The following is a 23,465-nucleotide window of genomic DNA, read 5'->3' on the forward strand; positions in this document are numbered from 1 at the left end:
CCCCGACAGGTATACTCCGGCTTTACAATCCGCGCGTTCGACATGCTTGCTCTCAAGCTCACGCTGGTTCCCTCGTTCCTGCTGATCGTTTCGATGTCGGGCAAATGGTGGGGACCGGCGATCGCCGGATGGCTCGCCGGCTTGCCCGTCGTGGCCGGCCCGATTCTCTACCTGCTCGTGCTGCAGCACGGTGCCTCGTTCGGTGCGCAAGCGGCTACGCTGTCGCTGGCGGCGATCCTCGCGTCGGAGGCGTTCAATTTCGGCTACGCATGGACCTGCCGCGTCGCGAACTGGCGCGTGGCGCTCGCGGCCGGACTCGCCGCGTGGTTCGCCTGCGCGAATGCGCTTGCGCTGCTGCCCGGCGCCTCGAACACGTCCCCCGCTTTCGCCTGGCCCGCATCGACCGCCTGGGCGCTCGCCGCGGCGGCGCTCGGCGTGGGCTTCGGCAATGCGTTCCTGCCGAACAGCCGCGCGCTCGCGAAAGGCGCGCCGCTCACGCGCATCGACCTCGCGGGCCGGATGCTTGCGGGCATCGCGCTCACGTTGATCGTCACCGCGCTGTCGGGACGGCTCGGCGCGGGCTGGAGCGGCCTGCTCGCGGTGTTTCCGCTGATGGGTGTGGTGCTGTCGGTAGCGTCGCACCGCGCGCACGGTCCGGCGTTCGTGATCGCCTTGCTGCGCGGCATGGTCGCCGGCCGCTTCTCGTTCGGTGCGTTCTGCCTCTTTCTGTCGTTTGCGCTGACGCGCGAACCGGCCTTCGCGGCCTTCGCGCAAGCGGCCGCATTGGCCGTCCTGGTCCAGGGACTGACAAAGCGGCTGACGAAGTCACGCGCCCGCGCTGCTGATGAAGCCACGCACCCGCGCCCGGCCACCTCGAGCGCCGGGCATGGCACGGGCATCAGAACTGATAGTTGAGCGAGATATCGCAGACGCCGCCCGTCTTCGTCTGGATGATCGGGCTATTCGCCGCGCTGCCGAGCAGCCGTTTGATGGCGCCGTCGGCCGTGACGAACCAGTGCTTGTTGACGAACCAGATCATCGTGATGCCGAAGCCCGCCGACTTGAGGCCCGCGCTCGCATCGTACTGCCGCAAGCCCGACGCAGCCGACTGCGCGGCATTCACGCCGAACCAGCTGTTCATATAGGTCGAATCGGCAAAGGTCACGGAAGGCCCGGCGAACCAGAAGAACGACTCCGAGCTGCCCGGCATCGGCATATAGGCGCCGAGGTCCAGAATCCAGCCGTTCGACCCGCCGAGGCTGCGCGTGATCGCCGTGCGGAACGTCAACGGAAATTCCTTCGAGATCACATACTCGCCCGCGAGCTTGATCTCGGGCGCCGGGTTGATATTGGGGAGTCCGTTCAGATGCTGCGGATCGTCGTGGGAGCGCCGACCGAGGTCGTACACCATGGCGATACTCGTGCGCCAGTTCTGGCCCTGCAGCACGTTGACGCCGAGGCCCTCGCCGGTCGAAAGAAACGCGAGGTCCTTGTAGCGGATATCGAGGCTCGGCCCCGCGAGAATGTGATAGCGCGACGAGCCGTCATAGCGCGGCTCGAAGGTCATGCCGGCGCCGACGCGCGTTTCCCAGGTCGGGAGCTTCGGCTCATACAGCTTCTCGAGCGGGATGCCCGCCGAGTACTGCCACTCGCCGAGCGGCGACGGCGTTTGTGCATAGGCGCCCGGCGCCGCCAGCGCGGCGGCGGCCGCACTCGCCGTGGCCCAGATTGCGGCATTGCCCACTCTCAGACTGCGCCTGTTCTTGCCGCGCCTCTTCGTCTCAAGCCGGCCGGTCCTTTTGTTTGACGCCACAACGCCTCCCATCTTCTGGTTAGTTGAGTCCCGGCCGCGCCTGCAACGGCCGCCGTCCGCCTGCGAAGGCGACGGCGACGGCGGTCCGGCGTGCGGCGGGCCGGGATTGGGGTGAGCGAGCATGTCAGCGTGCGTTCGTGCCGCCTGCCGCGCGGCCGTTGGCTACACACTGAGCAAAATCTACTGCGTAAATTCGCAGCCATGCATGCGATAGCAAACGGTGTTCCACCACTCGTTGCGTGCGGCCGTCTATTGCTTCGCCACTGTGCGTCATTCAGGCCGGCTTCGCCGCGACGCCGCGCTCCGGCCCCGTCCCCTCGCGGGCGAGCCGCGCTGCCGGCCTGTCCCTCCCCGGCTCGCTCATTGTGGGCTCATTCAGCGCCGCTAACCTGCAATCGTCAATCGAGCGCAGGGCACGCGCCCAAACCGGGTGGCACCGATGCGCAACAAGGGGAAAAAATGAAACGCTCTCTGGTTATCGCCGGCACCTCGTCACTGATCTGCGCGTTCGCGCTCTCCGGCTGCGCGGCGCCCGCCGGTTCACCCGGCATCTATGGCGCGGCGCAGACGCAGCGCGAAGAAACGATTCGCACGGGCACCGTCGAAAACGTGCGCAACGTGACGATCGACGCGAACAACGGGCAGCCCGGCGTGCTGGGCGCACTCGGCGGCGGTCTTTTGGGAGGGGTGGCGGGCAGCGCGATCGGCCGCGGACACGGCTCGCTGCTGATGGGTGTGCTCGGCGGCGTCGCGGGCGCGGTCGCCGGCAGCGAGGCGCAGCACAAGCTCGCGCAGCAGCACGGTCAGGAAATCACCGTGCGCCTCGACGACGGCACGTGGCGCGCGATCACGCAAAACACCGACGACGGCATGTTCCGTCCCGGCGAACGCGTGCGCCTGCTGTCGAGCGACGGCATCACACGCGTCACGTACTGATTGCGCAACCTGAGAACAGGAACAGCGGCTGGCGCGGCGCCGCGACAGCCGCGATAGCCGCGATAGCCGCAAACGGCATGGCGCCGCTCAAGCGAGCTGGAACACCGACACCGCGTTACGCAGCGAATGCGCCTGCTCGTCGAGTGCGGCAGCGGCTGCAGCGGCTTCTTCGACGAGCGCCGCGTTCTGCTGCGACACCTGATCCATCTGCGTCACCGCGCGATTGACCTGCTCGATGCCGTCGCGCTGCTCTTCGGAGGCTGCCGCGATTTCGTCCATGATCGCGGTCACGTGCGAGATCGACTGGCGCAGCTCTTCCATCGTCTCGCCCGCCGTGCCGACGAGGCGCGCACCCGCATTGACGCGCTCGACCGAGTCGCCGATCAGTTCCTTGATTTCCTTGGCCGCCGCCGACGAACGCTGCGCGAGGCTGCGCACTTCGCCCGCGACCACCGCGAAGCCGCGGCCCTCTTCGCCCGCGCGCGCCGCCTCGACCGCCGCATTCAGCGCGAGGATATTGGTCTGGAACGCGATGCCTTCGATCACGCCCGTGATATCGGCGATCTTCTGCGAGCTGCGATCGATGCTGCCCATCGTCTCGACGACGTCGCCGACCACCGTCGCACCGCGTCCGGCGATGACGTTTGCCTTGCCGGCCAGATCCTGAGCCTGACGCGCGTTATCGGCATTCTGTTTGACGGTTGCCGTCAGCTGCTCCATGCTCGCTGCCGTTTCTTCGAGCGAAGCGGCCTGCTCTTCGGTGCGTTGCGACAGATCGCTGTTGCCCGCCGCGATCTGGCGCGTCGCGCTGACGATCGATTCGGAGCTGTGCGTGACTTTGCGGACCGTATCCGTGAGGCCGCCTTGCATCGTCTTCAGCCCTTCGACGAGCTTGCCCATCTCGTCGTGCGAATGCACGTCGAAGCGGCCCGTCAGATCGCCGCTCGCGATCCGGCGCAACTGCTCGAGCACGGTGACGAGCGGCCGCGAAATCGAGCGGTTCAGGCCATTCGCGCACAGCACGCAGGCGCCCATGCCGACCACGATCAGCACCAGGCCGACCATGCGCAGCACGCGGAACTGGCTCTGCGCCTCGTCGAACGCGCGCTTGCCGCGCTCGAGCTTCCATTGCTGAAGCGCGTCCCACGACTTCGCGAGCGGCACCGTGTACTTGATGATGACGTTCATCGCGATGTCGTCGGCGGTCTTGTTGTCGCCCTTCCTCATCGCCTCCATCAACGGCAGCAGCGCATTCTGCACGATCGCGTTGCGCGCCGCGTTCGCCGCGTCGGCAAGACTCTGCTCTTCGGCTTCATGCGGCAGCGCGTTGTAGTCCTTCCATGCCTGGTCGGAAATCGCGAGATAGTCCGCGGCCTTGTCGATGAGCTTGGGCGCGTCCGGCGCTTCGGGGTGCAGCATCGCCCGATCGAGCGTCGTGCGCGTGATCGTCAGATTCAGATTCGACTTGGCCAGCGCGATCGACGAAGCAAGCTGGTTCGAATACGCGTAGTCCAGATCGCCGCTCAGATCCTGCATGCCGAATTGCGCAAGCAGACCGAGTGCAATGATCAGAACGCCGAGAATCGCAGTAGTGGCCCAAAGCCGGGCAGAAATCGAGAGGCGTGAAAACATGATTGACCAGATGAGTTGTTTTTGGACGAACCGGGCGCTGATCGAATCATCGAAACGCTACCGGGTCTATCGCTGAATACAACGGCACTGTCACGCCAAACTTGAGGCTTTCAGCGAAAAAAATCGTTTGCGCTGAAGCGTATCGACGAAGTTCGTGACCGGTCTGTGAAAGACCGGTCACGGTGCTGCCAGCAAGGCACTCGCGCCGCGGTCAACGGCCTTGCGCCGTCACCGAGTCGTATCCGACCGTCTGCGGCGAACCGTCGTGGGTATCCGGATCGATTCGTCCATCGAGCACGGCCAGCGCGGTCGTACGATCGAGCGCGCCTTCCCAGCGCGCCACCGCGAGCGTCGCGACGCCGTTGCCGATCAGATTCGTCACCGCGCGCGCTTCGTTCAGGAAGCGGTCGACGCCAAGCAGCAGCACCAGACCCGTAACCGGAATCTGATGCATCGACGCCAGCGTCGCCGCCAGCGCGACGAAGCCGGCACCCGCCACCCCCGCCGAACCCTTCGAGGTGAACAGCAGCACGCCGAGCACGATCAACTGGTCTTCGAGCGAGAGATGAATGTTCATCGCCTGCGCGACGAAGATCGCCGCCATCGTCAGATAGATCGACGTGCCGTCCGCGTTGAACGTGTAACCGGTCGGCAGCACCATGCCGACGACCGACTTGCGGCAGCCGAGTTGCTCCATCTTCACGAGCATCTGCGGCAGCACCGCTTCGGTGGACGCCGTGCCGAACGTGATCAGGATTTCATCCTTGATATAGCGCAGGAACTTCCAGAGCGACAGTCCGCACATGCGCATGATCACGCCGAGAATCACGACGATAAACACGACCGACGTCAGATACACGCACAGCATCAGTTCACCGAACTGCCTGAGCGTACCGATGCCGTATTTGCCGACCGTAAACGCGATGCCGCCGAATGCGCCGATCGGTGCGACATACATCACGATACGCACCACACCGAACATGCCGTGCAGGAATGTGTCGAGCATGTCGACGAACGGATCGGCGCGCTTGCCCATTCTCGCCAGCGCGATCGCGAACAGCACCGAGAAGAAGATGATCTGCAGCATGTCGCCGTTCGCGAACGAGCCGACCACCGTCGATGGCACGATGCCCGTCAGAAACGCTATCGCGCCATGTTCTTTCGCCGCGTGCGTATAGGCCGCGATCGCCGCGCCGTCGATATGCGACGGATCGACGTTCATGCCGACGCCCGGCTTCATCAGGTTCACCACGACCAGACCGATCGCGAGCGCGAAGGTCGACACGATTTCAAAATAGAGCAGCGCCTTGACGCCGACGCGCCCGGCTTCGTGGATGTCGTTCATGCGCGCGATGCCGACCACCACCGAGGCGAAGATGATCGGCGCGAGCAGCATCCGGATCAGCTTGATGAACAGGTCGCCGAGCGGCTTCATCTGCGCGCCGACATCGGGATTGAAATGCCCGAGCAGAATGCCGATCGCGATGCCGATCAACACCTGCACGTAGAGCTTCGAAAGAGTCTGCTTGAGTCGCATCTTAGGTCTCCTGTGTCGACCAGCGTGAGTGCTTCAGCGCTTACTCTGGTCCCATGCCGGGCTGCTCAAGGTCAGCGCTTTAGCACTTACCTTGAGTAGCTCGGCCTGCGCAACTGCTCTGGCGGTTTGCCACGGCCCCGAAAAAGCCGCCAGCGTACCGGTGAAACATGACAACGGAGCGCTCGCGCCCATCGTGTTTCCGGTTGTCTCCGAGATCCCCGTTGTAACGACGAAGCCGCTTGCCCGCTGCACTCCTTATGCAGACGGACAAACGGCCCTTTCCCACCTGCGCGATTACGCGAGCAGGGTTTGCATCTGCTGATACAGATCGCGCTTGCCTTCGAAGCCGATACCCGGCAGATCCGGCATCGTGATGTAACCGTTATCGACCTTCACGCCATCGGGGAAGCCGCCGAACGGCTGGAACAGATCCGGATACGACTCGTTGCCGCCGAGGCCGAGACCCGCCGCGATATTGAGCGACATCTGGTGGCCGCCGTGCGGAATGCAGCGCTTACGCGACCAGCCGTGCTCGTGCAGCATGTCGAGCGTGCGCAGATATTCGACGAGACCGTACGACAGCGCGCAGTCGAATTGCAGCCAGTCGCGATCCGAGCGCATGCCGCCGTAGCGGATCAGGTTGCGCGCGTCCTGCATCGAGAACAGGTCTTCGCCGGTCGCCATCGGCTTGTCGTAGTAATTGCGTAGCGTCGCCTGCAGTTCGAAGTCGAGCGGATCGCCCGGCTCTTCGTACCAGAACAGGTCGTATTGCGAGAGCGCCTTCGCGTAGCGCACCGCCGTGTCGAGGTCGAAGCGGCCGTTCGCGTCGACGGCGAGCTTCTGGCCGTCCTTGAGCACCGACAGGATCGAATCGATACGGCGCAGATCTTCGTCGAGCGAGCCGCCGCCGATCTTCTTCTTCACGACCGTGTAGCCGCGGTCGATATAGCTGCGCATCTCGTCCTTCAGCTTCTCGTGATCCTGGCCCGGGTAGTAGTAGCCGCCCGCCGCGTAGACGAACACCTTGCGGTCCGGCACGCCGTTGCCGTAACGGTCCGCGAGCAGCTGGAAGAGCGGCTTGCCTTCGATCTTCGCGACCGCGTCCCAGATCGCCATATCGATCGTGCCGATCGCCACCGAGCGCTCGCCATGGCCGCCCGGCTTTTCATTCGTGAACATCGTGGCCCAGATCTTGTGCGGATCGAGGTTCGTGCCCTTGTCGTCGACGAGCGACGCGGGGTCCGCTGCCATGATGCGCGGGATGAAACGCTCGCGCATCAGCGTGCCCTGACCGTAGCGGCCGTTCGAGTTGAAGCCGAAACCGACCACCGGCTTGCCATCGCGGATCACGTCGGTGATCACGGCGACGCAGCTCAGCGTCATCTTGCTGAAGTCGATATAGGCATTGCGAATCGACGAACTAATAGGAAATGTCTTTTCGCGAATCTCGACGATCTTCATTCGGAGTCTCCAGAAATCCTGCACGCTGCCGGTGCATACGACGTTTGAAAGTCGAAAGATTACGTCCGGCGGCGCGCGTTAGAATTCAGCAATATTCAATTGATAATTCAGTTTCAGTGAAAACCGACATTAATTCCGACCTCGAGTTTTTCGTGCTGCTGGCGCGCCACGAAAGCCTCTCCGCAGCGGCCCGCGCGCTCGATCTGACGCCGCCCGCGGCGACCCGGCGCCTCGCCCAGATGGAGGAAAAACTCGGCGTGCGGCTCGTCAACCGCACCACGCGCACGGTCAGCCTGACGGCGGAAGGCGAGATCTACCTGCAGCACGCGGCGCGCATCCTTGCGCAGGTGCAGGAAATGGAAGACGCGGTGTCGAGCCACGGCGCCGCGCCGCGCGGTTTGTTGCGCGTGAACGCCTCGCTCGGTTTCGGCCGCACCACCATCGCGCCGGTCGTCTCGAAGTTCGCGAAGGCTTACCCGGAAGTCGAAGTGCAGTTCGAGGTGACGGACCGGCCGATCGATCTGATCGAAAACGCGTTCGACCTGGCCATCCGCTTCGGCGAATTACCCGATCAGCGCCTCAACGCGCGACGCATCATGTCGAACCGGCGTTTTTTATGCGCGTCGCCGGCCTACCTGGAGCGCCACGGCACCCCGCACAAGGTGGCCGATCTGGCGCACCACCGCTGCATCGTGCACCGGCAAAACGATGACGCTTACGGCATCTGGCGCTTCGTGCGCGAGCAGCACAGCGAAGCGGTCAAGGTGCACGGCATGTTGTCGAGCAATGACGGGGACATCGTGCTCGGCTGGGCGCTGGACGGCCACGGCATCCTGATCCGCTCCGAGTGGGACCTCGAAAAGTATGTGAAAAGCGGCCGGCTGCGCGTCGTGCTGCCCGATTTCGTGCTGCCGGACGCCGATCTGTTCGTGTACTACCCGAGCCGGCAAAACCAGGCGGCGCGCGTGCGCGCGTTTATCGACTTCCTCGTGGCGCAATTCGAGCCGCCGGCGAGAAAAGGCCGGTAACGGCATAGCGAAGCCGGCGCAGCGAGCCGATCGAGCCCGGCGCGGAGCCACCACCCAGGAAGGCGCGCATCGTCAGAAGCCGATCCGTGCGCCCGCCGCAACTGTCATTTTCGCCGGCGTGACGCGACCAAGCGATGTATCGGGGAATAACTAGCGCGAAACGGTGTTTGCCCGATGAAAGGAACTGTCGATCGCACCGATGCCGCCTCGTGCCGGGATCGCCGCGCACCGACAGGACGAGCGCCGGAATGCGGCGCGCGCATCGCTTACCGAGGTCGCCAAAGATGATTCCGTTTCTGATTGCATGGTTAGGCGGTGTGCTAACCATTGTCAGCCCCTGCATCCTGCCGGTTCTGCCGTTCGTGTTCGCGCGCACGGGCAAGCCGTTTCTGCAAAGCAGCCTGCCGCTGCTGGCCGGCATGGCCGCGACCTTCAGCGCGGTCGGCGCGCTGGCCGCGGTCGGCGGCGGCTGGGCGGTTGCCGCGAACCAGTATGGCCGTATCGCGGCGCTCGTCGTGCTGGCGCTGTTCGGCCTCACGCTGCTGCTGCCGAAGCTGTCCGACTCGATGACGCGGCCGCTCGTCGCGCTCGGCGCGCGGCTTTCGGAGACCGCGCAAGGCACCGACAAACAGTCGACCATCTGGGCGTCGCTGCTGCTCGGCGTCGCGACGGGCCTGCTGTGGGCGCCGTGCGCGGGCCCGATTCTCGGTCTGATCCTGACCGGCGCCGCGCTGCAAGGCGCGAGCGTGCATACCTCGTTGCTGCTGATGTCGTATGCGGCAGGCGCGGCGACCTCGCTTGCGCTCGCGCTCGTGGTCGGCGGCAAGATGTTCACGGCGATGAAGAAGTCGCTTCATATCAGCGAGTGGGTCAAGCGCGGGCTCGGCGTGGCGGTGCTCGCGGGTGTCGCGGCGATTGCGGCGCATGCCGACACGGGCTTTCTGACGCATCTGTCGCTTGCGGGCACCAATAGCCTCGAACAGCGCGTGCTGGATCGTTTCCACGGCGCGAAGAATGGCGCGCAAGGCGCGATGACGGCGGCCAATGTGCCATCGGCGGCCGCGGGGAACGAGGCTGCGCCGGCGACGTCCATGTCGTCGGCCGACACGGCAAACGCAGCCGGCTCGCAGGCAATGGCGCAAGCGGCCCAGCCGGGCAGCCCCGCGCCGCTGCCGGTCGAAGGCACGCTGCCGTCGCTCGACGGCGCGGTCCAGTGGCTGAACTCGCCGCCGCTCAGTGCCGCGCAATTGCACGGCAAGGTCGTGCTCGTCGACTTCTGGACGTACTCGTGCATCAACTGCCTGCGCACGCTGCCGTACGTGAAAGCGTGGGCCGACAAATACAAGGACGCGGGGCTGGTGGTGATCGGCGTGCACACGCCCGAGTTCGCCTTCGAAAAGGACGTCGGCAATGTGAGCCGCGCGGTGAAGGACCTGAAAGTGAACTTCCCTGTGGCGATCGACGACAACTACACGATCTGGCGCGCGTTCAACAACCAGTACTGGCCCGCGGATTACTTCGTCGATGCGCAAGGCCGGATTCGCGCGCATCATTTTGGCGAAGGCGACTATGCGGGCTCCGAACAGGTGATCCGTCAACTGCTGACCGAGGCCGGCGCGCACAATCTGCCGGGCGGCATGGTGAAGGACAACGGCACGGGCGCGGAAGCGGCGCCGGAGATAGCCGACATCCAGTCGCCGGAAACCTACGTCGGCTACGACCGCGCGACGAATTTCGCGTCGCCGGGCGAACCGGTGCTGGACAAACCGCACCGCTATACGCTCGGCAACGGTCTGGGCCTGAACGACTGGGCGCTCGACGGCACGTGGACGCTCGGCGCCGAGCATACCGATCTCGTTCAGCCCGGCGGCGCGATTGCGTTCCGCTTCCATGCGCGCGATCTGCACCTTGTGCTCGGACCGACGGCGAACGGACAGCCGGTGCGCTTCCAGGTGACGATCGACGGCAAGGCGCCGGGCGCGAATCACGGCAGCGATACCGACGCGAACGGCAACGGCACGGTGACGACGCAGCGTCTGTATCAACTGGTCCGCCAGAGCGGCACGATTACCGACCATACGTTTGAAATCCGCTTTCTCGACCCGGGCGTGCGCGCGTATGCGTTCACGTTCGGTTGATCCCTGCTTCATCACGGAGAAGACCATGAAGAACGAAGTTCCTCAACAACCTCTGCGCACGGGCGCGGCCGTTACGCGAGGTGTGCGGCGCCGCTTGCCGTTTGTCGCGCTGCTCGCCGCGCTCGTGGCGGGTATCGGCTTGACGCAACGGCATGTGCTCGCCGACGAGGCGCATAGCGTGCCGCCGCCGGCCGTCGACGAAACGGCGGCGAATGCGCCGCCATCGGAAACCGTCGTACTGGCGGGCGGCTGCTTCTGGGGCGTGCAGGGCGTGTTCCAGCACGTCAAAGGCGTGACGAGCGCGGTGTCGGGTTACACCGGCGGCGCGCAATCGGCGGCCGAGTACGAGACGGTGAGCACCGGCACGACGGGCCATGCGGAATCGGTGCGCGTGACGTTCGACCCGCATCAGATCAGCTACGGGCGCATCCTGCAGATCTACTTTTCGGTGGCGCATGACCCGACCGAGTTGAACCGGCAAGGGCCGGACGTCGGCACGCAATACCGCTCGACGATCTTCCCGACCACGCCCGACCAGGCGCGCATCGCGAAGGCGTATATCGCGCAGCTGGGCAACGCGCATGTGTTCGCGGACAGGATCGTGACGACGATCGAGCCGGATCGCACGTTCTATCCGGCTGAGTCGTATCACCAGAACTATCTGACGCTGCACCCGGATCAGCCGTATATCGCGTTCAACGATATTCCGAAGGTCGAGGACCTGAAGAAGCTGTTTCCGACGCAGTATCGGGATAAGCCGGTGCTGGTGAAGGCGGCTTCGTAGGGAGTTTTGAAGTCTTGCCCGATATGTCGTGCCCATGCATGACGACATCGACACATCAAATCAAACGGCCCATATTTCCGGAATATCGGAACTATGGGCCGTTGCGTGAGTAAACCACGCTTAATTCCGGAATATCGGAAATATTCAGTCGGTTACCCAGGACGGGAGTGTCGTCTACTACTTCACCAACCCATCAAACCCCTGCAACAACCGCTCGATATCCGCCGCATGGATATCGCCCATCGTCGAAATCCGGAACAGTTCCGCCGACAGCCCGCCCTGCCCCGCATAGATCACGAATCCGCACGCCTTCAGCGCATCGTGCAACTGCGGATACGACACGCCATCCGGCAGCCGGTACGCGCGCAGCACCACCGACGACTGATCGGCCGGCAACACACTCGCCATCCCGCGCGCGGCCAGCCCCGCCCGCACCTGCTCGGCAAGCGCCGCATAGCGCGCATGGCGGGCGGTCCACCCGCCTTCATCAGCGAGCTCGCGCAGCGCTTCGACGAGCGCGTAGTACGCATGCACCGACGGCGTAAACGGCGTATTGCGCTGATCCTGCAGCCGCGCAAGCCGCCCGAGGTCGAGATAGTAAGTACGGCTGGCCGCCACCTCGAGCGCATCGCGCCGCACGATCACGAACGCCGCGCCCGGCACGCCATGCAAACACTTGTTTGCCGTCGCCGCCACCGCGGCAATCGTCGGATCGGCGAAGTCGATCGCTTCCGCGCCGAAGCTGCTCACGCCATCGACAAGCAGGCGCACGCCGCGCTCGCGGCATACCGCGGCAAGCGCACGCAGATCGTTGAGCCGCCCCGTCGTCGTTTCATGATGAATCGCCGCGACGTGCGTGATCGACCGATCGGCATCGAGCGCGGCCGCGATACGCGCGATGTCCGGCGCCTGCATCCACTCGTGCTTCACCACCGTCTGCGCGATCCGGTATTGCGTCGCGATCGCGGAAATGCGTTCGCCATACACGCCGTTCTCGACCACCAGCAGCTTGCCGTTCTCAGGCACGAGCGCGGCCACCATGCTCTCGACCGCGGCGGTGCCGGAACCCGTCATCAGCACCGCGGTCCATTGCGCAGGATCGAGTCCGTAGATCTGCAACAGCCGTGCGCGCGCTTCGTCCTGCAAATCGAAAAACTCGCTCTCGCGGTGGCACAGGTCGGTTTGCAGCAGGCTGTTACGCACGCGTGCGCTCAGCGTCACCGGGCCCGGATTCAGCAATAACATCGACGTTCTCCTTACTGTGCTGGCTATCGCGCTTGCTACGACAAAGCGATTGCGCCGATGTGGCGCATTAGACGTGCCTTGACATCGGGCGGCGTGATCGTCGGACGCGGCAGGCCGTCCGGCGTGCCGCGGCGAATCGCCAGCCGCACGAAACGCGGGCCGTCGACATCGGCGCGCGAAGCGGCGAGCACCTCGTCGAGCACGCTCAACTGATCGGTTTCCACCGCCGATGCGTAGCCGCACGCGGCCGCCACGCCCGCGAACGACACGTGCGGCGATACCGTCGCCTGGCCGCCGGTCGAATCGTGCGCGCCGTTATCGAGCAGCACGTGCGTGAGGTTTGCTGCGCCGTATGCACCGAGCGTGGCGAATACGCCCATGCGCATCAGCGCCGCGCCGTCGCCGTCGAGCGCGACCACGTGCAAATCGGGCCGCGCCAGCGCAAGGCCAAGCGCGAACGGCGTAAGGCACCCCATCGAGCCGACCATATACAGCTGGTTCGCGCGGTCGTCGATCGCATACAGCTCGCGGCCGCAGAAACCCGTCGACGCAAGCACGACCGTCGAATCGAGCGGCGCATGCGCGATCACGCGCTGCAGCGCTTCGTTGCGAGTCGGCAATGCGTCGGGCGCGACGCCGCTCACTTGCGTCACGGCCGCTTTCGCCGCACCGCGCGGCGCGGCGTTGCCGGCCTTCAGTTCATACGGCTTGACGCTGCCCTTCTGCATCACGAGCGCATACGGCCGGCCCGTTTCGTCCATATGCCTGATCGCGCGATCGAGCGCGGGACCGATTGCTTCGGCCTCGGTCGGAAACGTCTCCCACGGAATGTCCATCGTGTCGAGCATCGCCGGCGTGATCGGGCCCATCAGCGCGTGCTGCGGCTCGTCGGGCACGCCCGGCTGGCCGCGCCACGTGACGATCAGCAATTGCGGCAGCCGGAACGTCCACGTCAGCGACGTGAGCGGGCTGACCGCATTGCCGAGTCCGGAGTTCTGCATCATCGTGACGCCGCGCTTGCCGCCGAGCGTCACGCCCGCAACGAACGCCACCGCATCGCCCTCGTTCGCCGCCGACACGTAATGCAGATTCGGGTCCTGCAGCACGTAGTTGATAAACGGCGTCAGGTATGAACACGGCACGCCCGCATACCAGTCGAAGCCGCGCTCGCGCGCGGCCTCGACGAACTGTGCCGCTTCGATCATCGCGCACCCTCGTCGGCGCTGCCGCCTTGGGCGAGCGGCGTTTGCGCATGCGCGAAATCGCCGGCGCGGCGGAAGTCTTCGAGATCGTTGACGCCGCGCCAGTGGCCGTGCACGTATTGCACTTCCACCTCTTCGCCGGCTTCGATCAGCGCATTGAGCAGCGCGGGCATGTCGAGCGACGCGAAGTCCGGGCGCGCCTGCAGTTGCGCCATCACTTCCTGAAGACGCGCGAGGCCCGCGCCACGCACGTTCAGCAGACCCACCCAGCGGCCGTTCGGCGCCTTCGATGCCGCGCCTGCCGGCGCGTCGCTTTCATTGCTCGACACACGGCGCAGCAGCACCTTGTTGCCGAACAGGCCGCGGTCGTCGCCGGCCGAGCACCATGCGAAATCGCGCACGCTCTGATTGGCTGCATGCGTCTCCGACGCATCCGACGAATCGACCACGACGCTGAACGCCGCTTCGCTTTCGACGAGGTCACGCACGATATAGCTGCGGAACAGCAGATCGCCGTACGAGATCACCGTGTCGTTTTGCAGGCGTTCGAGCGCGCACGCGAGCGACGCGAGCTCGCCCGTGCTTTCATGTTTGTCATTCACGACAAGCTTGATGCCCGCCGTGTCGATCGCATCGGCGCGATAGCCGCCGACCACGGTGATGTCGTTCACGCCCTGCTTCTTGAACGCATCGACGAGCCAGCGCAGGAGCGGCTTGCCGGCAATCGGCAGCATCACCTTCGGACGGTCGGCGGTGACCGCTTCGAGGCCCTTGCCGCGGCTCGCCGCGAGCACGACAGCCGAGCCCGACGCACGCGAAGCGGACAGGTAGCGGTCTTCCGCTTCCGAATATTCGTCCGCATCCTGCAGGCGGAAAATCTCGTTCACCGTCGCCACGCGGTCTTCGACGTTCACGAGCGTCTGGTTCTCGTAGATGTCCTTCACGACCGCCTGCATCGCGGACACCGCCGCGCGCAGCTGATGGTTCGCCCAGATCACCGCGCTGATGCCGGCCTTGCGGAACACGTCGGTCGGCGTGCTGTAGTACTTGGTCGGCACGATCACGATCGGCGAGCGGCCGGCCCATTCGCGCGCGAATTCGAGAATCTCGTCGGGCTTCGACAACTTGCTGTGCATCAGGATCGCGTCGGCGCCTGCCTGGCGGTACGCTTCCGCGCGGCGCAGCGCTTCCTCCATGCCCCAGCCTGCGATCAGCGCCTCGACGCGCGCGACGATCGAGAAGTTTTCGTCGAGTTGGGAGTCTTTGCCGGCCTTGATCTTGCCGCAGAATTCGTCGACGTCCGCGAGCGGCTGACGCTCGCCGTTGATAAAGCTGTTGGTCTTCGGGAACTGCTTGTCTTCGATGCAAACGCCCGCGATGCCGCGCTGCTCGAGCTTGCGCACGAGGCGGCGCACGTTGTTGAAGTTGCCGTAACCGGTATCGCCGTCGAGCAGAATCGGCAGGTCGCTCGCGTCGGCCATGAATTCGAGCTGATCGACCACCTGGGTCCAGCTCGCCTCGTTGTTGTCGCGCACGCCGAATTGCGCGGAAATCGTCAGACCCGAGCCCCAGATCGCCTTGAAGCCCGCTTCGCGCACGATGCGTGCCGACAGACCGTTATGCGCTTCCATCAGGAATTCGAGTTCGTTGCTGATCAGCATCTGGCGCAGCCGGGCGCTGCGTGAATTGACGGAAGTAGCGGAAAAAGAAGGTTCGCGTGCATTCATTTTGTGGCTCCTGCTGGCCGCTGCAATGGCGGCAAAACGTCGACAGCCGCTCGCGCAGCGCCGTTGGGAAAATCGATCGTTGTCGAGCTTGCGAACGCAAGCCTGAGTGCGCGGAAACACTGGGCACGAGCGCGCGCTCCCGCGCTTAGGGAGATATCGAATTGATCGATGCGGTTCTTGTTCAAATCGGTTTTTGGCCGCCCGCGCGGGTCGCGGGTCTATTTCGGGATCACCAGAAGTGGCGACTATATCGGAAATAAAACGCTCGCGCCGCATTGGTACGCCATTTATGGCAATTGGTGGAATTAGTTTGAAAATTGTGTGATTTACGGCCAATTACGCCCAGCGCGCCGTCCACGGCAAACGGCTCCGCCGATCTCGCATCGCACCGACCCGCAGCGGTCTCGCAAGGCCCTGATTTATCAGACGAAAGTCGCCGCAAATCCTTGCTATATAAGGGTTTCCCCTGCTGCGCGGGGTTCGCCGCGCATCCGTTAACGCCGCTTAGGCGTCACGAAGTTCCGTTTCACCGTTTCACACCGTGGAAGCCGGCTTTCAACGCCATTTTCACCGCCTCCGGCTTTCAACCTCGCACGACAACCGCGCTTGCAATCCACTTTGTTTTATCCCGACACCCGGACATGCAGACCATGACGCTCAACAAGAAACTCGGCTCGATGATTGCCGTGCTGTGGATCGGCCTGATCCTGATCGGCGCGTTCGGCGCATGGCAAAGCCGCGCATCGATGATCGCGGAGCGCCGCGCGCAACTGATGACGCTCGGCCAGGAAGCCAATTCGATCGTCAACCACTTCTATACGCTGTCGCAGCAGCACGCGCTCAGCGAAGCGGACGCGAAGAAGCAGGCGCTCGCCGCCGTGGGCGCGCTGCGCTACGGCACCGACGGCTACTTCTCGATCAACGATTCGAAGCCGGCGATGCTGATGCATCCGATCAAGCCCGAACTGAACGGCAAGAATCTCGATCAGTTCGCGGACCCGGCGGGCACGCACGTGTTCATCGAGATCGTGAAAGCCGGCGATCGCAAGCCCGGCGGGGACTTTGTCGACTACCTCTGGTCGAAGCCCGGCAGCGACAAGCCGGTGCCGAAGACGAGCTTTTCGTTGCGCTTCGCGCCGTGGGACTGGTACCTCGTCACCGGTATGTATATGGACGACGTGCGCAGCGCGTTTATCGGCAATCTCGCGCGTTGGCTGGCCATGACGTTCGCGCTCGGCGCGCTCGCCACCGTCGTGATGGTGCTGGTGCTGCGCAGCGTGCGGCGCACGCTCGGCGGCGATCTCGAAGTGGCCGTCGCGGCCGCGCAGCAAATGGCGAGCGGCGACCTCGCGACCGCGGTGCCGGTCTCCGCCGGCGACCATACGAGCCTGCTGCACGCGCTCTCCGCGATGCAACACGGGCTTGTCGCGACGGTTTCCCGTGTGCGCATCGGCACCGAGAATATCGATGTGGGCGCAACCGAAATCGCCGCCGGCAACACCGATCTGTCGCAGCGCACCGAGGAACAGGCAGCGGCGCTCGTGCAAACCGCATCGAGCATGGATCAGATGACGCACAACGTGAAGCACAACGCGGACAGCGCCACGCAAGCGGCCCAGCTCGCGAGCCAGGCGGCCGATGTCGCATCGCGCGGCAGCCAGGTCGTCGACGACGTGGTGCGCACGATGGGCGACATCACGAACAGCTCGCGGCAGATCGGCGACATCATCGGCGTGATCGACGGCATCGCGTTCCAGACCAATATCCTCGCGCTGAACGCGGCCGTCGAAGCGGCGCGCGCAGGCGAACAGGGCCGTGGCTTCGCGGTCGTCGCGGCCGAAGTGCGCAGCCTCGCGCAGCGGTCCGCCACGGCGGCGAAAGAGATCAAGGCGCTGATCGAGACGTCGACGGGCAGCGTCGACGCGGGCGCCGAACTCGTCGCGAGCGCGGGTTCGACGATGAGCGAGATCGTGCAGTCGGTGCGGCGCGTCAACGAAATTCTCGAAGAGATCAGCCGCGCGTCGCGCGAACAGAGCGCCGGCATCGAGCAGGTCAATCGCGCGGTCGGCGAGATGGATCAGGTCACCCAGCAGAACGCCGCGCTCGTCGAACAAGCGGCCGCAGCCGCGCATTCGCTGAAAGACCAGGTGAGCGGGCTGCGCGACGCGATCTCCACTTTCACGCTGCCGGCGAGGGCATAAGAGCGCGCGCATCGCGCTTGCGCGACGCGCGCGGCCGAATGTCGGCAAACGTCAAATAAACGGACTGGCGGAACCCGGCGGTACGCGTTGCGCATACTTCTTTCAGACGCGCAGGCCCATGCCGCCGACCCTTCACAAATCTTGACAGTCAATTTTCCCGAGCATGACTAAACTCCGCGCTCGGGAGCGGACCGGCCGCATTTCTATCGTGCGGCACCGGTTTCGCGCGCTCCCGTTCTTGAAACTTTCCAGGGAGCACAACCCGTCATGTCTTTATCCAAACGTCTTGTCGCCGAACTGTTCGGCACTTTCTGGCTCGTCCTCGGCGGCTGCGGCAGCGCCGTTCTTGCAGCGAGCTTCGCCGGCCCCGAACACGGGCTCGGCATCGGTTTCGTCGGCGTCGCGCTGGCCTTCGGCCTGACCGTACTCACGATGGCGTATGCAATCGGCCACGTATCGGGCTGCCATCTGAACCCGGCGGTCAGCATCGGCCTCGCAACCGCAGGCCGCTTTCCGATGCGCGACGTCGTGCCGTATATCGTCGCGCAACTCGCGGGCGCGATTCTCGGCGCCTTCGTGCTGTCGCTGATCGCATCCGGCAAGCCCGGCTTCGATCTGGTCGCAAGCGGTTTTGCCAGCAACGGTTACGGCGATCGCTCGCCCGGCCATTACACAATGGCCGCCGCGTTCATCTGCGAAGCGGTGCTGACCGGCTTCTTCCTGTTCGTGATTCTCGGCGCGACCGACAAGCGCGCGCCGGCCGGCTTCGCGCCGATCGCGATCGGCCTGTGCCTGACGCTGATTCACCTGATCTCGATTCCGGTGACCAACACGTCGGTCAATCCGGCGCGCTCGACGGGCCCTGCACTCTTCGCCGGCGGCGCGGCGGTCGACCAGTTGTGGCTGTTCTGGGTTGCGCCGATCGTCGGTGCGGTTGTCGCGGGCATCGTGTATCCGCTCGTTGCGGGCAGCGCGACGAGCAGCGAGGTGCGCGCATCGCGCGCGACGGCATAAGCGATCGATAGCGTTACGCGTCGACATCGCAGCGCACGCATCACGCGGCGCGTCGGGCGAGGCGGGTATGGTGTTCCCGCAACGCCCGCCGCGCCGCGCTCGCATTCACATTACACATTCATTACAATCGGTGCGGCGCTGCGCAACAGCCGCATCAACGGTTGCGTCGCGTACTTCGCGTGTTCCGCGCGTTCCATGTATTCCGCGTTTTACTTCAAGCCCGCAACCATGGTTCTGAAAAAGAAAGCGCAATCCAGACCTGCCTACGCGAGCCATGCGAAGCATCCGATGCTCGCGGCGCGCCTGCCGGCGTGGCGCTCGAAGCTCATCGTGTTTATCGCATTCACCGCCTTCGCGTCGCTGATCGGACGCGCGTGGTGGGTGCAGGTGGTCAATCGCGACTTCTATGTCGAACAAGGTCAGAAGCGCTATCAGCGGACCATCGAACTCGATGCGACGCGCGGGCGCATCGTCGACCGTCATGGCGCGCTGCTCGCCGTCAGCCTTGCCACCTACGAAATCTGGGCCTCGCCGAAGCTGATCGACGCCGGGTCGCTCGCGCCGCTCGCCGCGCTGCTCGATCTGCCGCCCGCCGAAGTGCGCCGGCGCGTGTCCGGCGACAAGTCGTTCGTGCTGCTCAAGCGTCAGGTCGACGCGGACACGGCCGCGAAGATCAGCCGGCTCGGCCTTGCAGGCCTCACGCAAATCGCCGACACGAAGCGTTTCTATCCGGAAGGCGAATCGGCCGCGCACGTGGTCGGCTTCACCGATATCGAAGACAACGGCCAGGAAGGCGTCGAACTCGCCGTGAACGATGCGTTGAGCGGCATGCCGGGCCGCCGCGACGTGATCCGCGATCGCCTCGGCCGCGTCGTCTACGAAACACGGCCGCTGCAGCCGGCGCGCAACGGTGCGACCGTCCAGTTGACCATCGACCGTCGCATCCAGCAGCTCGCGTACGCACAACTGAAAGTGGCCATCGCGAAGCATCACGCCGAAGCGGGCAGCGTCGTCGTGCTCGATGCGCGCAATGGCGAGATCCTCGCGCTCGCGAACTATCCGAGCTTCGACCCGAACGACCGCGCACGGCTGACCGGCCGGCAACTGCGCAACCGCGCGGTCGTCGACACATTCGAGCCCGGCTCGACCATCAAGCCGGTAGTCGTCGCGCTGTCGCTCGACGCGGGCAAAGTGCGCCCGCAGACGTTGATCGATACCGCGCCGGGCTCGTACCGGATCGGCCCGAATCTGATCCACGACACGTCCGACCACGGGCGCATGACCGTCGCGCAGGCGCTACAGAAATCGAGCAATATCGCGCTCGCGAAGCTCGCGCTCAATCTGCCCGCGGAAACGATCTGGACCACGTACCAGCACTATGGTCTCGGCCGCGCGCCGCAACTGATGTTTCCCGGCGTCGCCGCGGGCAAGGTGCGGCCGTATGCACGCTGGCGGCCGATCGAGCAGGCGACAATGGCGTATGGGTATGGGTTGTCGGCGTCATTGCTGCAACTGGCGCAGGTCTACACCGTCTATGCCGGCGACGGCACGCTGCGGCCCGTCAACCTGCTCCGCGAGGCGGCCCCCGACGCGCGGCCGGACCATGCGGCGAACCCGCCGTTCGCGCACGCGCGGCGCGTCACGACGCCCGCTACCGCGGCGTCGATCCGCTCGATGCTCGAAATGGCGACCGGCCCCGGCGGCACCGGCCAGGCCGCGTCGATCGAAGGCTATCGGGTCGGCGGCAAGACCGGCACGGCGCGCAAGCAGATTGGCGCGACGTATGCGAAGAACCGCTACCGCGCGCTTTTCGTCGGCATCGCACCGATGAGCGACCCGCGTTTGATCGTCGCGGTGATGATCGACGATCCGGCCGGGCGCGCGTTTTACGGCGGCACGGTCGCGGGGCCGGTGTTTTCGGCCGTGGCGGGCGGCGCGCTGCAACTGCTCGGCGTGCCACCCGACGCCTAGGGCGCGGCGCGCTCCCGTGAGCGGCTCAGGCTTTATCGAGCCAAAGCGTTGCCGAGTCGCTATCGACAGGGGTGTAGCGGTACGAGATCAGATCGTCCCGGTCTCCGATTGACGTTCTTCTGTCGAGGTGCCCTTTTTCAGCCAGCACCCGTAACGTGACCGAGCCGTCCATGTTGCGCGACACGACGGCCAGCGCGGTTCCGACAGCGGGCTGCTGAGGGTTCTGCTCGTAGTAGTTGAACGTCATCATGTGCCAGCGATTCTCTCGCGGTCCGTATTCATGCCGCTTGATACCCAGTTGGGTGTTCAGCGCGGTCAGTTCGGGCACGCCGACGGCGCCCGCGATTGCGCCCATGCCCGCCACCGCCTCGGCATTGCTGAGCTTCCGGCCGCTGTAGATCAGCGCCGAGAACGGATACTGATGACCGACCTCGACGAGGTCGAGATTGTTGTTTTGCCAGCGGAGGTCGGATGTCGAGCGCGGGCCGATCGTGCGGTGAGCCTTGACGATACTGCGCGCGCCATCGGTCGACGTATGCCAGTTCGCACTCGGCGACGATGTGCCCGCATGATAGGCATAAAGCGAATGGCCGTCGCTTGCGAAAAGCATCGTGCAGCCGCTCATCGGCCCACCGGTCACGAGCACCGATGCACCCTGCGGAATGTCCGCGAAACGCAACCGCAATGCGCCAACACCGTCCCTGCCGTTATTGAGTTGAATCACATTGATGTTCTCGGCGAGCTTCGCTCCGTCGGGCCCCCACTGCCTTCCCACGAAAAACTTCGCATCCCCCGAGTAAGACGTGACATCTCCCCCGTTGCCGACCTTGAGCACATCACGCCGCATGTCTGAACTCGTTTTCTGCAAGCGGCGTCCGCGCGCCATGCTGGTGACGTCCATATCCTTGCGGTAAAAAATAAACGGCGTATCAAAGGCGTTGACGCGCCGCTGTTCTTCGTCCGGCCCGAGCGGCGCGCTGACGCTGATCGGCCCTTTGCCTGCAAGACGGTCAATCGCCGCGTTTTCGATTGTGATCGGCGCCGCGCCGGTCGGCACGCATCCCGTGGACCGCGACAGACAGCTGGGGTCGGCCTCTGAGACTTTCCGGCCCGGTTCGGATGACGCGTGCCTGAGCGCCGCTTCTTCAGTCTTACCTGACGCGCCGCCACTCGCGCCGGCGACCGGCTCCTCGCGCGGGCCGGCTTCTTCGGCCGTTTCAGCCACCGGCTCCTTGCGTGCGCCAGAATCTTTGGCGGCTCCGGCAACCGGCTCCTCGCGCGAGCCGGCTTCTTTGCCCGCACCCGCGCCCTGGGTCCCTTCAGCAGGCAGCTTTGGCGGACGGGTCGGACTGAGCCGATAGCCGATCTGGCCCGTCGGCAGCCGTGCCGGCGGTTTGAACGCGGGCTGCGCGTCGCGGCCACCGGCGCGCATTCCCAGCGGAATCCTGAAGCGCGGAAAATCGAAGATAGACAACGGCTCCCGCGGCGGTGCCTGTGGCGCTGTCGCTCTCGTCCGGGCCGGCGCAGGCGGCTTGCGAACAATCCACCCAACGCCGGCCGACGTCGGAGCCAACCCTTCGCCGAACCCTTGCAGCTGGCCGATATTGTCCGTCATCGTCTGCGGCGATAGGGATTCGCCCGCGAGCGCCGAATTCAACGTCTCGAGGGCGGAACCGGCGGCTTGCTGCACGCGCCCCGCATGGGTCAGCGTCAGAAACGATTCGACGATCTGCGCGTACTGATAGATTTTCTGCTCCTCGTCGGCGCTGAGCGCGACACCTTGCGTCGCTTTCTTGACCAGATCTCTCGCACTCTTGATGAACGATCCGAACGGCCGCTTCACCGCCTCGGCGCCCATGCCAAACACTTCTTTCAGCGAATAGTCGTTCTTGATCCGCACGCCGCCGACATAACGGATTTGCGGCCCGTCGTCGTTGCGTGGCGGTGTTGCAGCGGGCGGCGGCGTTTGAGCGCCCTCTGCCGGAGCGGCGGGCACGAACCGCCGCATCGCAACCGGGCCGCCATCCTGCGTCGCGCCGTCGGCGCGCAGGAATGCAAGGCGATCGCGCAATGCGTCATATTCCTTGAGCGTGAGGCCGTCTTCGATCGACAACTGGTCGCGAGGCTTCAGGTTAATCGCCAGCGCATTCTCCTCGAGCAGCAGAAAGCGCTCCGTCAACTGATCGGCGTCCGGGTAGGGCTTCAAAACATCGGATGCGGGCGGCGGCTCCAGCACACTCGCGTCCTGAGGCCGGCCGGACGGCGGCGCGCGCTTGTCCGGCGGAGGGCGTCGCTCGCGAGATGCATTGCTGGCCTGCGGCACGAATCCTTTTGCTGACGCGCCCTGCCCCGGCGCGTCGTTCGCCGGCGTGCCCTTCGCTCGCGATCCCGCGCTGGAAGACCCGGTTTTATCGTCGTCATCGGGACGCCGTGAAACCGGATCCGGGCGTTTGTGCAATATCGGGTGCGGCACCCTGTCCCAGATCATCATGATGTGAACTCCCTGAACACTGATCGCCGTGCCACGCGTGGCCTCCGAAACGTGAAGGACGCGTCGGATGAATGCGCGAGTGAGCGATGGGCCCCAGCATAGGGCTGAAGAAACCGTCGGTGTGGTGAAGGATCAGCACGTCCGCAAGCGGGCGCCGCGAGCGCGGCAGCGACGCGCAACCGGCCGCCGGGGATCGGCCGTGACAGTCTTAAGGCTCGTTTAATTCTTTGCGGCGACGATGACGTCATCCCCTGTTGAGCCGCCGAAGTCCAGGCGGCATTTTTT

General features: G+C 64.9%; 16 protein-coding genes. 8 read left to right on the forward strand and 8 right to left on the reverse strand.

Annotated features, from left to right (window positions below; translation table 11 throughout):
* The first annotated feature begins 42 nt into the window (after positions 1-42).
* A complete protein-coding gene (locus ACYPXD_RS04795; RefSeq protein ID WP_459708073.1) occupies positions 43-915 on the forward strand; it encodes a hypothetical protein in 873 nt (290 codons plus the stop codon).
* Here the strand turns inward: ACYPXD_RS04795 and ACYPXD_RS04800 are convergent.
* Entirely contained in the window at positions 899-1,825 is a 927-nt protein-coding gene (locus ACYPXD_RS04800) for a MipA/OmpV family protein (RefSeq protein ID WP_459708075.1), read from the reverse strand. The genes ACYPXD_RS04795 and ACYPXD_RS04800 overlap by 17 nt on opposite strands.
* Positions 1,826-2,272: 447 nt before the next feature.
* Here ACYPXD_RS04800 and ACYPXD_RS04805 point away from each other — a divergent pair, with 447 nt between their 5' ends.
* Positions 2,273-2,749 (forward strand): outer membrane lipoprotein, encoded by a 477-nt coding sequence (locus ACYPXD_RS04805; RefSeq protein ID WP_459708077.1) that lies wholly within the window; start codon positions 2,273-2,275, stop codon positions 2,747-2,749.
* An 87-nt stretch (positions 2,750-2,836) separates the two neighbouring features.
* Here the strand turns inward: ACYPXD_RS04805 and ACYPXD_RS04810 are convergent, their stop codons facing one another.
* The 3 genes from ACYPXD_RS04810 to ACYPXD_RS04820 form a co-directional block, all read right to left on the reverse strand.
* On the reverse strand, positions 2,837-4,381 hold the full coding sequence (locus ACYPXD_RS04810) for a methyl-accepting chemotaxis protein (RefSeq protein WP_459708079.1): 1,545 nt from the start codon (positions 4,379-4,381) through the stop codon (positions 2,837-2,839).
* Positions 4,382-4,592: 211 nt separating this feature from the next.
* A complete protein-coding gene (gene dctA, locus ACYPXD_RS04815; RefSeq protein ID WP_459708082.1) occupies positions 4,593-5,918 on the reverse strand; it encodes a C4-dicarboxylate transporter DctA in 1,326 nt (441 codons plus the stop codon).
* Positions 5,919-6,212: 294 nt separating this feature from the next.
* Complete coding sequence (locus ACYPXD_RS04820; RefSeq protein WP_219800724.1) at positions 6,213-7,379, reverse strand: mandelate racemase/muconate lactonizing enzyme family protein; 1,167 nt, start codon at positions 7,377-7,379, stop codon at positions 6,213-6,215.
* A gap of 116 nt (positions 7,380-7,495) precedes the next feature.
* Here ACYPXD_RS04820 and ACYPXD_RS04825 point away from each other — a divergent pair, with 116 nt between their 5' ends.
* The 3 genes from ACYPXD_RS04825 to msrA all read left to right on the forward strand — a co-directional run bounded on the left by ACYPXD_RS04825 (position 7,496) and on the right by msrA (position 11,329).
* Positions 7,496-8,407: a LysR family transcriptional regulator gene (locus ACYPXD_RS04825; protein WP_459708085.1), complete on the forward strand. Its 912-nt coding sequence runs from the start codon at positions 7,496-7,498 to the stop codon at positions 8,405-8,407.
* 284 nt (positions 8,408-8,691) lie between these two features.
* Entirely contained in the window at positions 8,692-10,545 is a 1,854-nt protein-coding gene (locus ACYPXD_RS04830) for a cytochrome c biogenesis protein DipZ (protein ID WP_459708087.1), read from the forward strand.
* Positions 10,546-10,570: 25 nt separating this feature from the next.
* The gene (msrA, locus tag ACYPXD_RS04835; protein WP_459708089.1) at positions 10,571-11,329 is read left to right on the forward strand and encodes a peptide-methionine (S)-S-oxide reductase MsrA; all 759 of its coding nucleotides are present in this window, start codon (positions 10,571-10,573) and stop codon (positions 11,327-11,329) included.
* A 177-nt stretch (positions 11,330-11,506) separates the two neighbouring features.
* Here the strand turns inward: msrA and ACYPXD_RS04840 are convergent, their stop codons facing one another.
* From ACYPXD_RS04840 to aepX, 3 genes are read right to left on the reverse strand one after another with little or no spacing between them, the layout of a single operon-like run.
* On the reverse strand, positions 11,507-12,574 hold the full coding sequence (locus ACYPXD_RS04840) for a 2-aminoethylphosphonate aminotransferase (RefSeq protein ID WP_459708091.1): 1,068 nt from the start codon (positions 12,572-12,574) through the stop codon (positions 11,507-11,509).
* A gap of 35 nt (positions 12,575-12,609) precedes the next feature.
* Entirely contained in the window at positions 12,610-13,779 is a 1,170-nt protein-coding gene (gene aepY / locus ACYPXD_RS04845) for a phosphonopyruvate decarboxylase (RefSeq protein WP_459708093.1), read from the reverse strand.
* The gene (gene aepX / locus ACYPXD_RS04850) at positions 13,776-15,503 is read right to left on the reverse strand and encodes a phosphoenolpyruvate mutase (RefSeq protein WP_459708095.1); all 1,728 of its coding nucleotides are present in this window, start codon (positions 15,501-15,503) and stop codon (positions 13,776-13,778) included. Before aepX ends, aepY begins: the two co-directional genes overlap by 4 nt.
* A gap of 650 nt (positions 15,504-16,153) precedes the next feature.
* Between aepX and ACYPXD_RS04855 the strand changes: the two genes are divergently transcribed.
* The 3 genes from ACYPXD_RS04855 to ACYPXD_RS04865 all read left to right on the forward strand — a co-directional run bounded on the left by ACYPXD_RS04855 (position 16,154) and on the right by ACYPXD_RS04865 (position 20,689).
* Positions 16,154-17,704 (forward strand): methyl-accepting chemotaxis protein, encoded by a 1,551-nt coding sequence (locus tag ACYPXD_RS04855; RefSeq protein ID WP_459708434.1) that lies wholly within the window; start codon positions 16,154-16,156, stop codon positions 17,702-17,704.
* Between the two features lie 267 nt (positions 17,705-17,971).
* Complete coding sequence (gene aqpZ, locus ACYPXD_RS04860) at positions 17,972-18,718, forward strand: aquaporin Z (RefSeq protein ID WP_459708097.1); 747 nt, start codon at positions 17,972-17,974, stop codon at positions 18,716-18,718.
* Between the two features lie 228 nt (positions 18,719-18,946).
* Positions 18,947-20,689, forward strand: coding sequence for a peptidoglycan D,D-transpeptidase FtsI family protein (locus ACYPXD_RS04865; RefSeq protein ID WP_459708436.1), 1,743 nt, complete (start codon positions 18,947-18,949; stop codon positions 20,687-20,689).
* A 25-nt stretch (positions 20,690-20,714) separates the two neighbouring features.
* On the opposite strand, the gene ACYPXD_RS04870 is transcribed toward ACYPXD_RS04865, so the two are convergent.
* Positions 20,715-23,180, reverse strand: coding sequence for a cytotoxic necrotizing factor Rho-activating domain-containing protein (locus ACYPXD_RS04870; protein WP_459708099.1), 2,466 nt, complete (start codon positions 23,178-23,180; stop codon positions 20,715-20,717).
* Positions 23,181-23,465 lie beyond the last annotated feature (285 nt).

Source organism: Paraburkholderia sp. 2C, assembly GCF_054589215.1.

Bases quoted from the DNA above. Each gene is read 5' to 3' on its own strand.
- ACYPXD_RS04795 (WP_459708073.1), top strand. From the start codon at position 43: ATGCTTGCTCTCAAGCTCACGCTGGTTCCCTCGTTCCTGCTGATCGTT.
- ACYPXD_RS04800 (WP_459708075.1), bottom strand. From the start codon at position 1,825: ATGGGAGGCGTTGTGGCGTCAAACAAAAGGACCGGCCGGCTTGAGACG.
- ACYPXD_RS04805 (WP_459708077.1), top strand. From the start codon at position 2,273: ATGAAACGCTCTCTGGTTATCGCCGGCACCTCGTCACTGATCTGCGCG.
- ACYPXD_RS04810 (WP_459708079.1), bottom strand. From the start codon at position 4,381: ATGTTTTCACGCCTCTCGATTTCTGCCCGGCTTTGGGCCACTACTGCG.
- dctA (WP_459708082.1), bottom strand. From the start codon at position 5,918: ATGCGACTCAAGCAGACTCTTTCGAAGCTCTACGTGCAGGTGTTGATC.
- ACYPXD_RS04820 (WP_219800724.1), bottom strand. From the start codon at position 7,379: ATGAAGATCGTCGAGATTCGCGAAAAGACATTTCCTATTAGTTCGTCG.
- ACYPXD_RS04830 (WP_459708087.1), top strand. From the start codon at position 8,692: ATGATTCCGTTTCTGATTGCATGGTTAGGCGGTGTGCTAACCATTGTC.
- msrA (WP_459708089.1), top strand. From the start codon at position 10,571: ATGAAGAACGAAGTTCCTCAACAACCTCTGCGCACGGGCGCGGCCGTT.
- ACYPXD_RS04840 (WP_459708091.1), bottom strand. From the start codon at position 12,574: ATGTTATTGCTGAATCCGGGCCCGGTGACGCTGAGCGCACGCGTGCGT.
- aepY (WP_459708093.1), bottom strand. From the start codon at position 13,779: ATGATCGAAGCGGCACAGTTCGTCGAGGCCGCGCGCGAGCGCGGCTTC.
- aepX (WP_459708095.1), bottom strand. From the start codon at position 15,503: ATGAATGCACGCGAACCTTCTTTTTCCGCTACTTCCGTCAATTCACGC.
- ACYPXD_RS04855 (WP_459708434.1), top strand. From the start codon at position 16,154: ATGACGCTCAACAAGAAACTCGGCTCGATGATTGCCGTGCTGTGGATC.
- aqpZ (WP_459708097.1), top strand. From the start codon at position 17,972: ATGTCTTTATCCAAACGTCTTGTCGCCGAACTGTTCGGCACTTTCTGG.
- ACYPXD_RS04865 (WP_459708436.1), top strand. From the start codon at position 18,947: ATGGTTCTGAAAAAGAAAGCGCAATCCAGACCTGCCTACGCGAGCCAT.
- ACYPXD_RS04870 (WP_459708099.1), bottom strand. From the start codon at position 23,180: ATGATGATCTGGGACAGGGTGCCGCACCCGATATTGCACAAACGCCCG.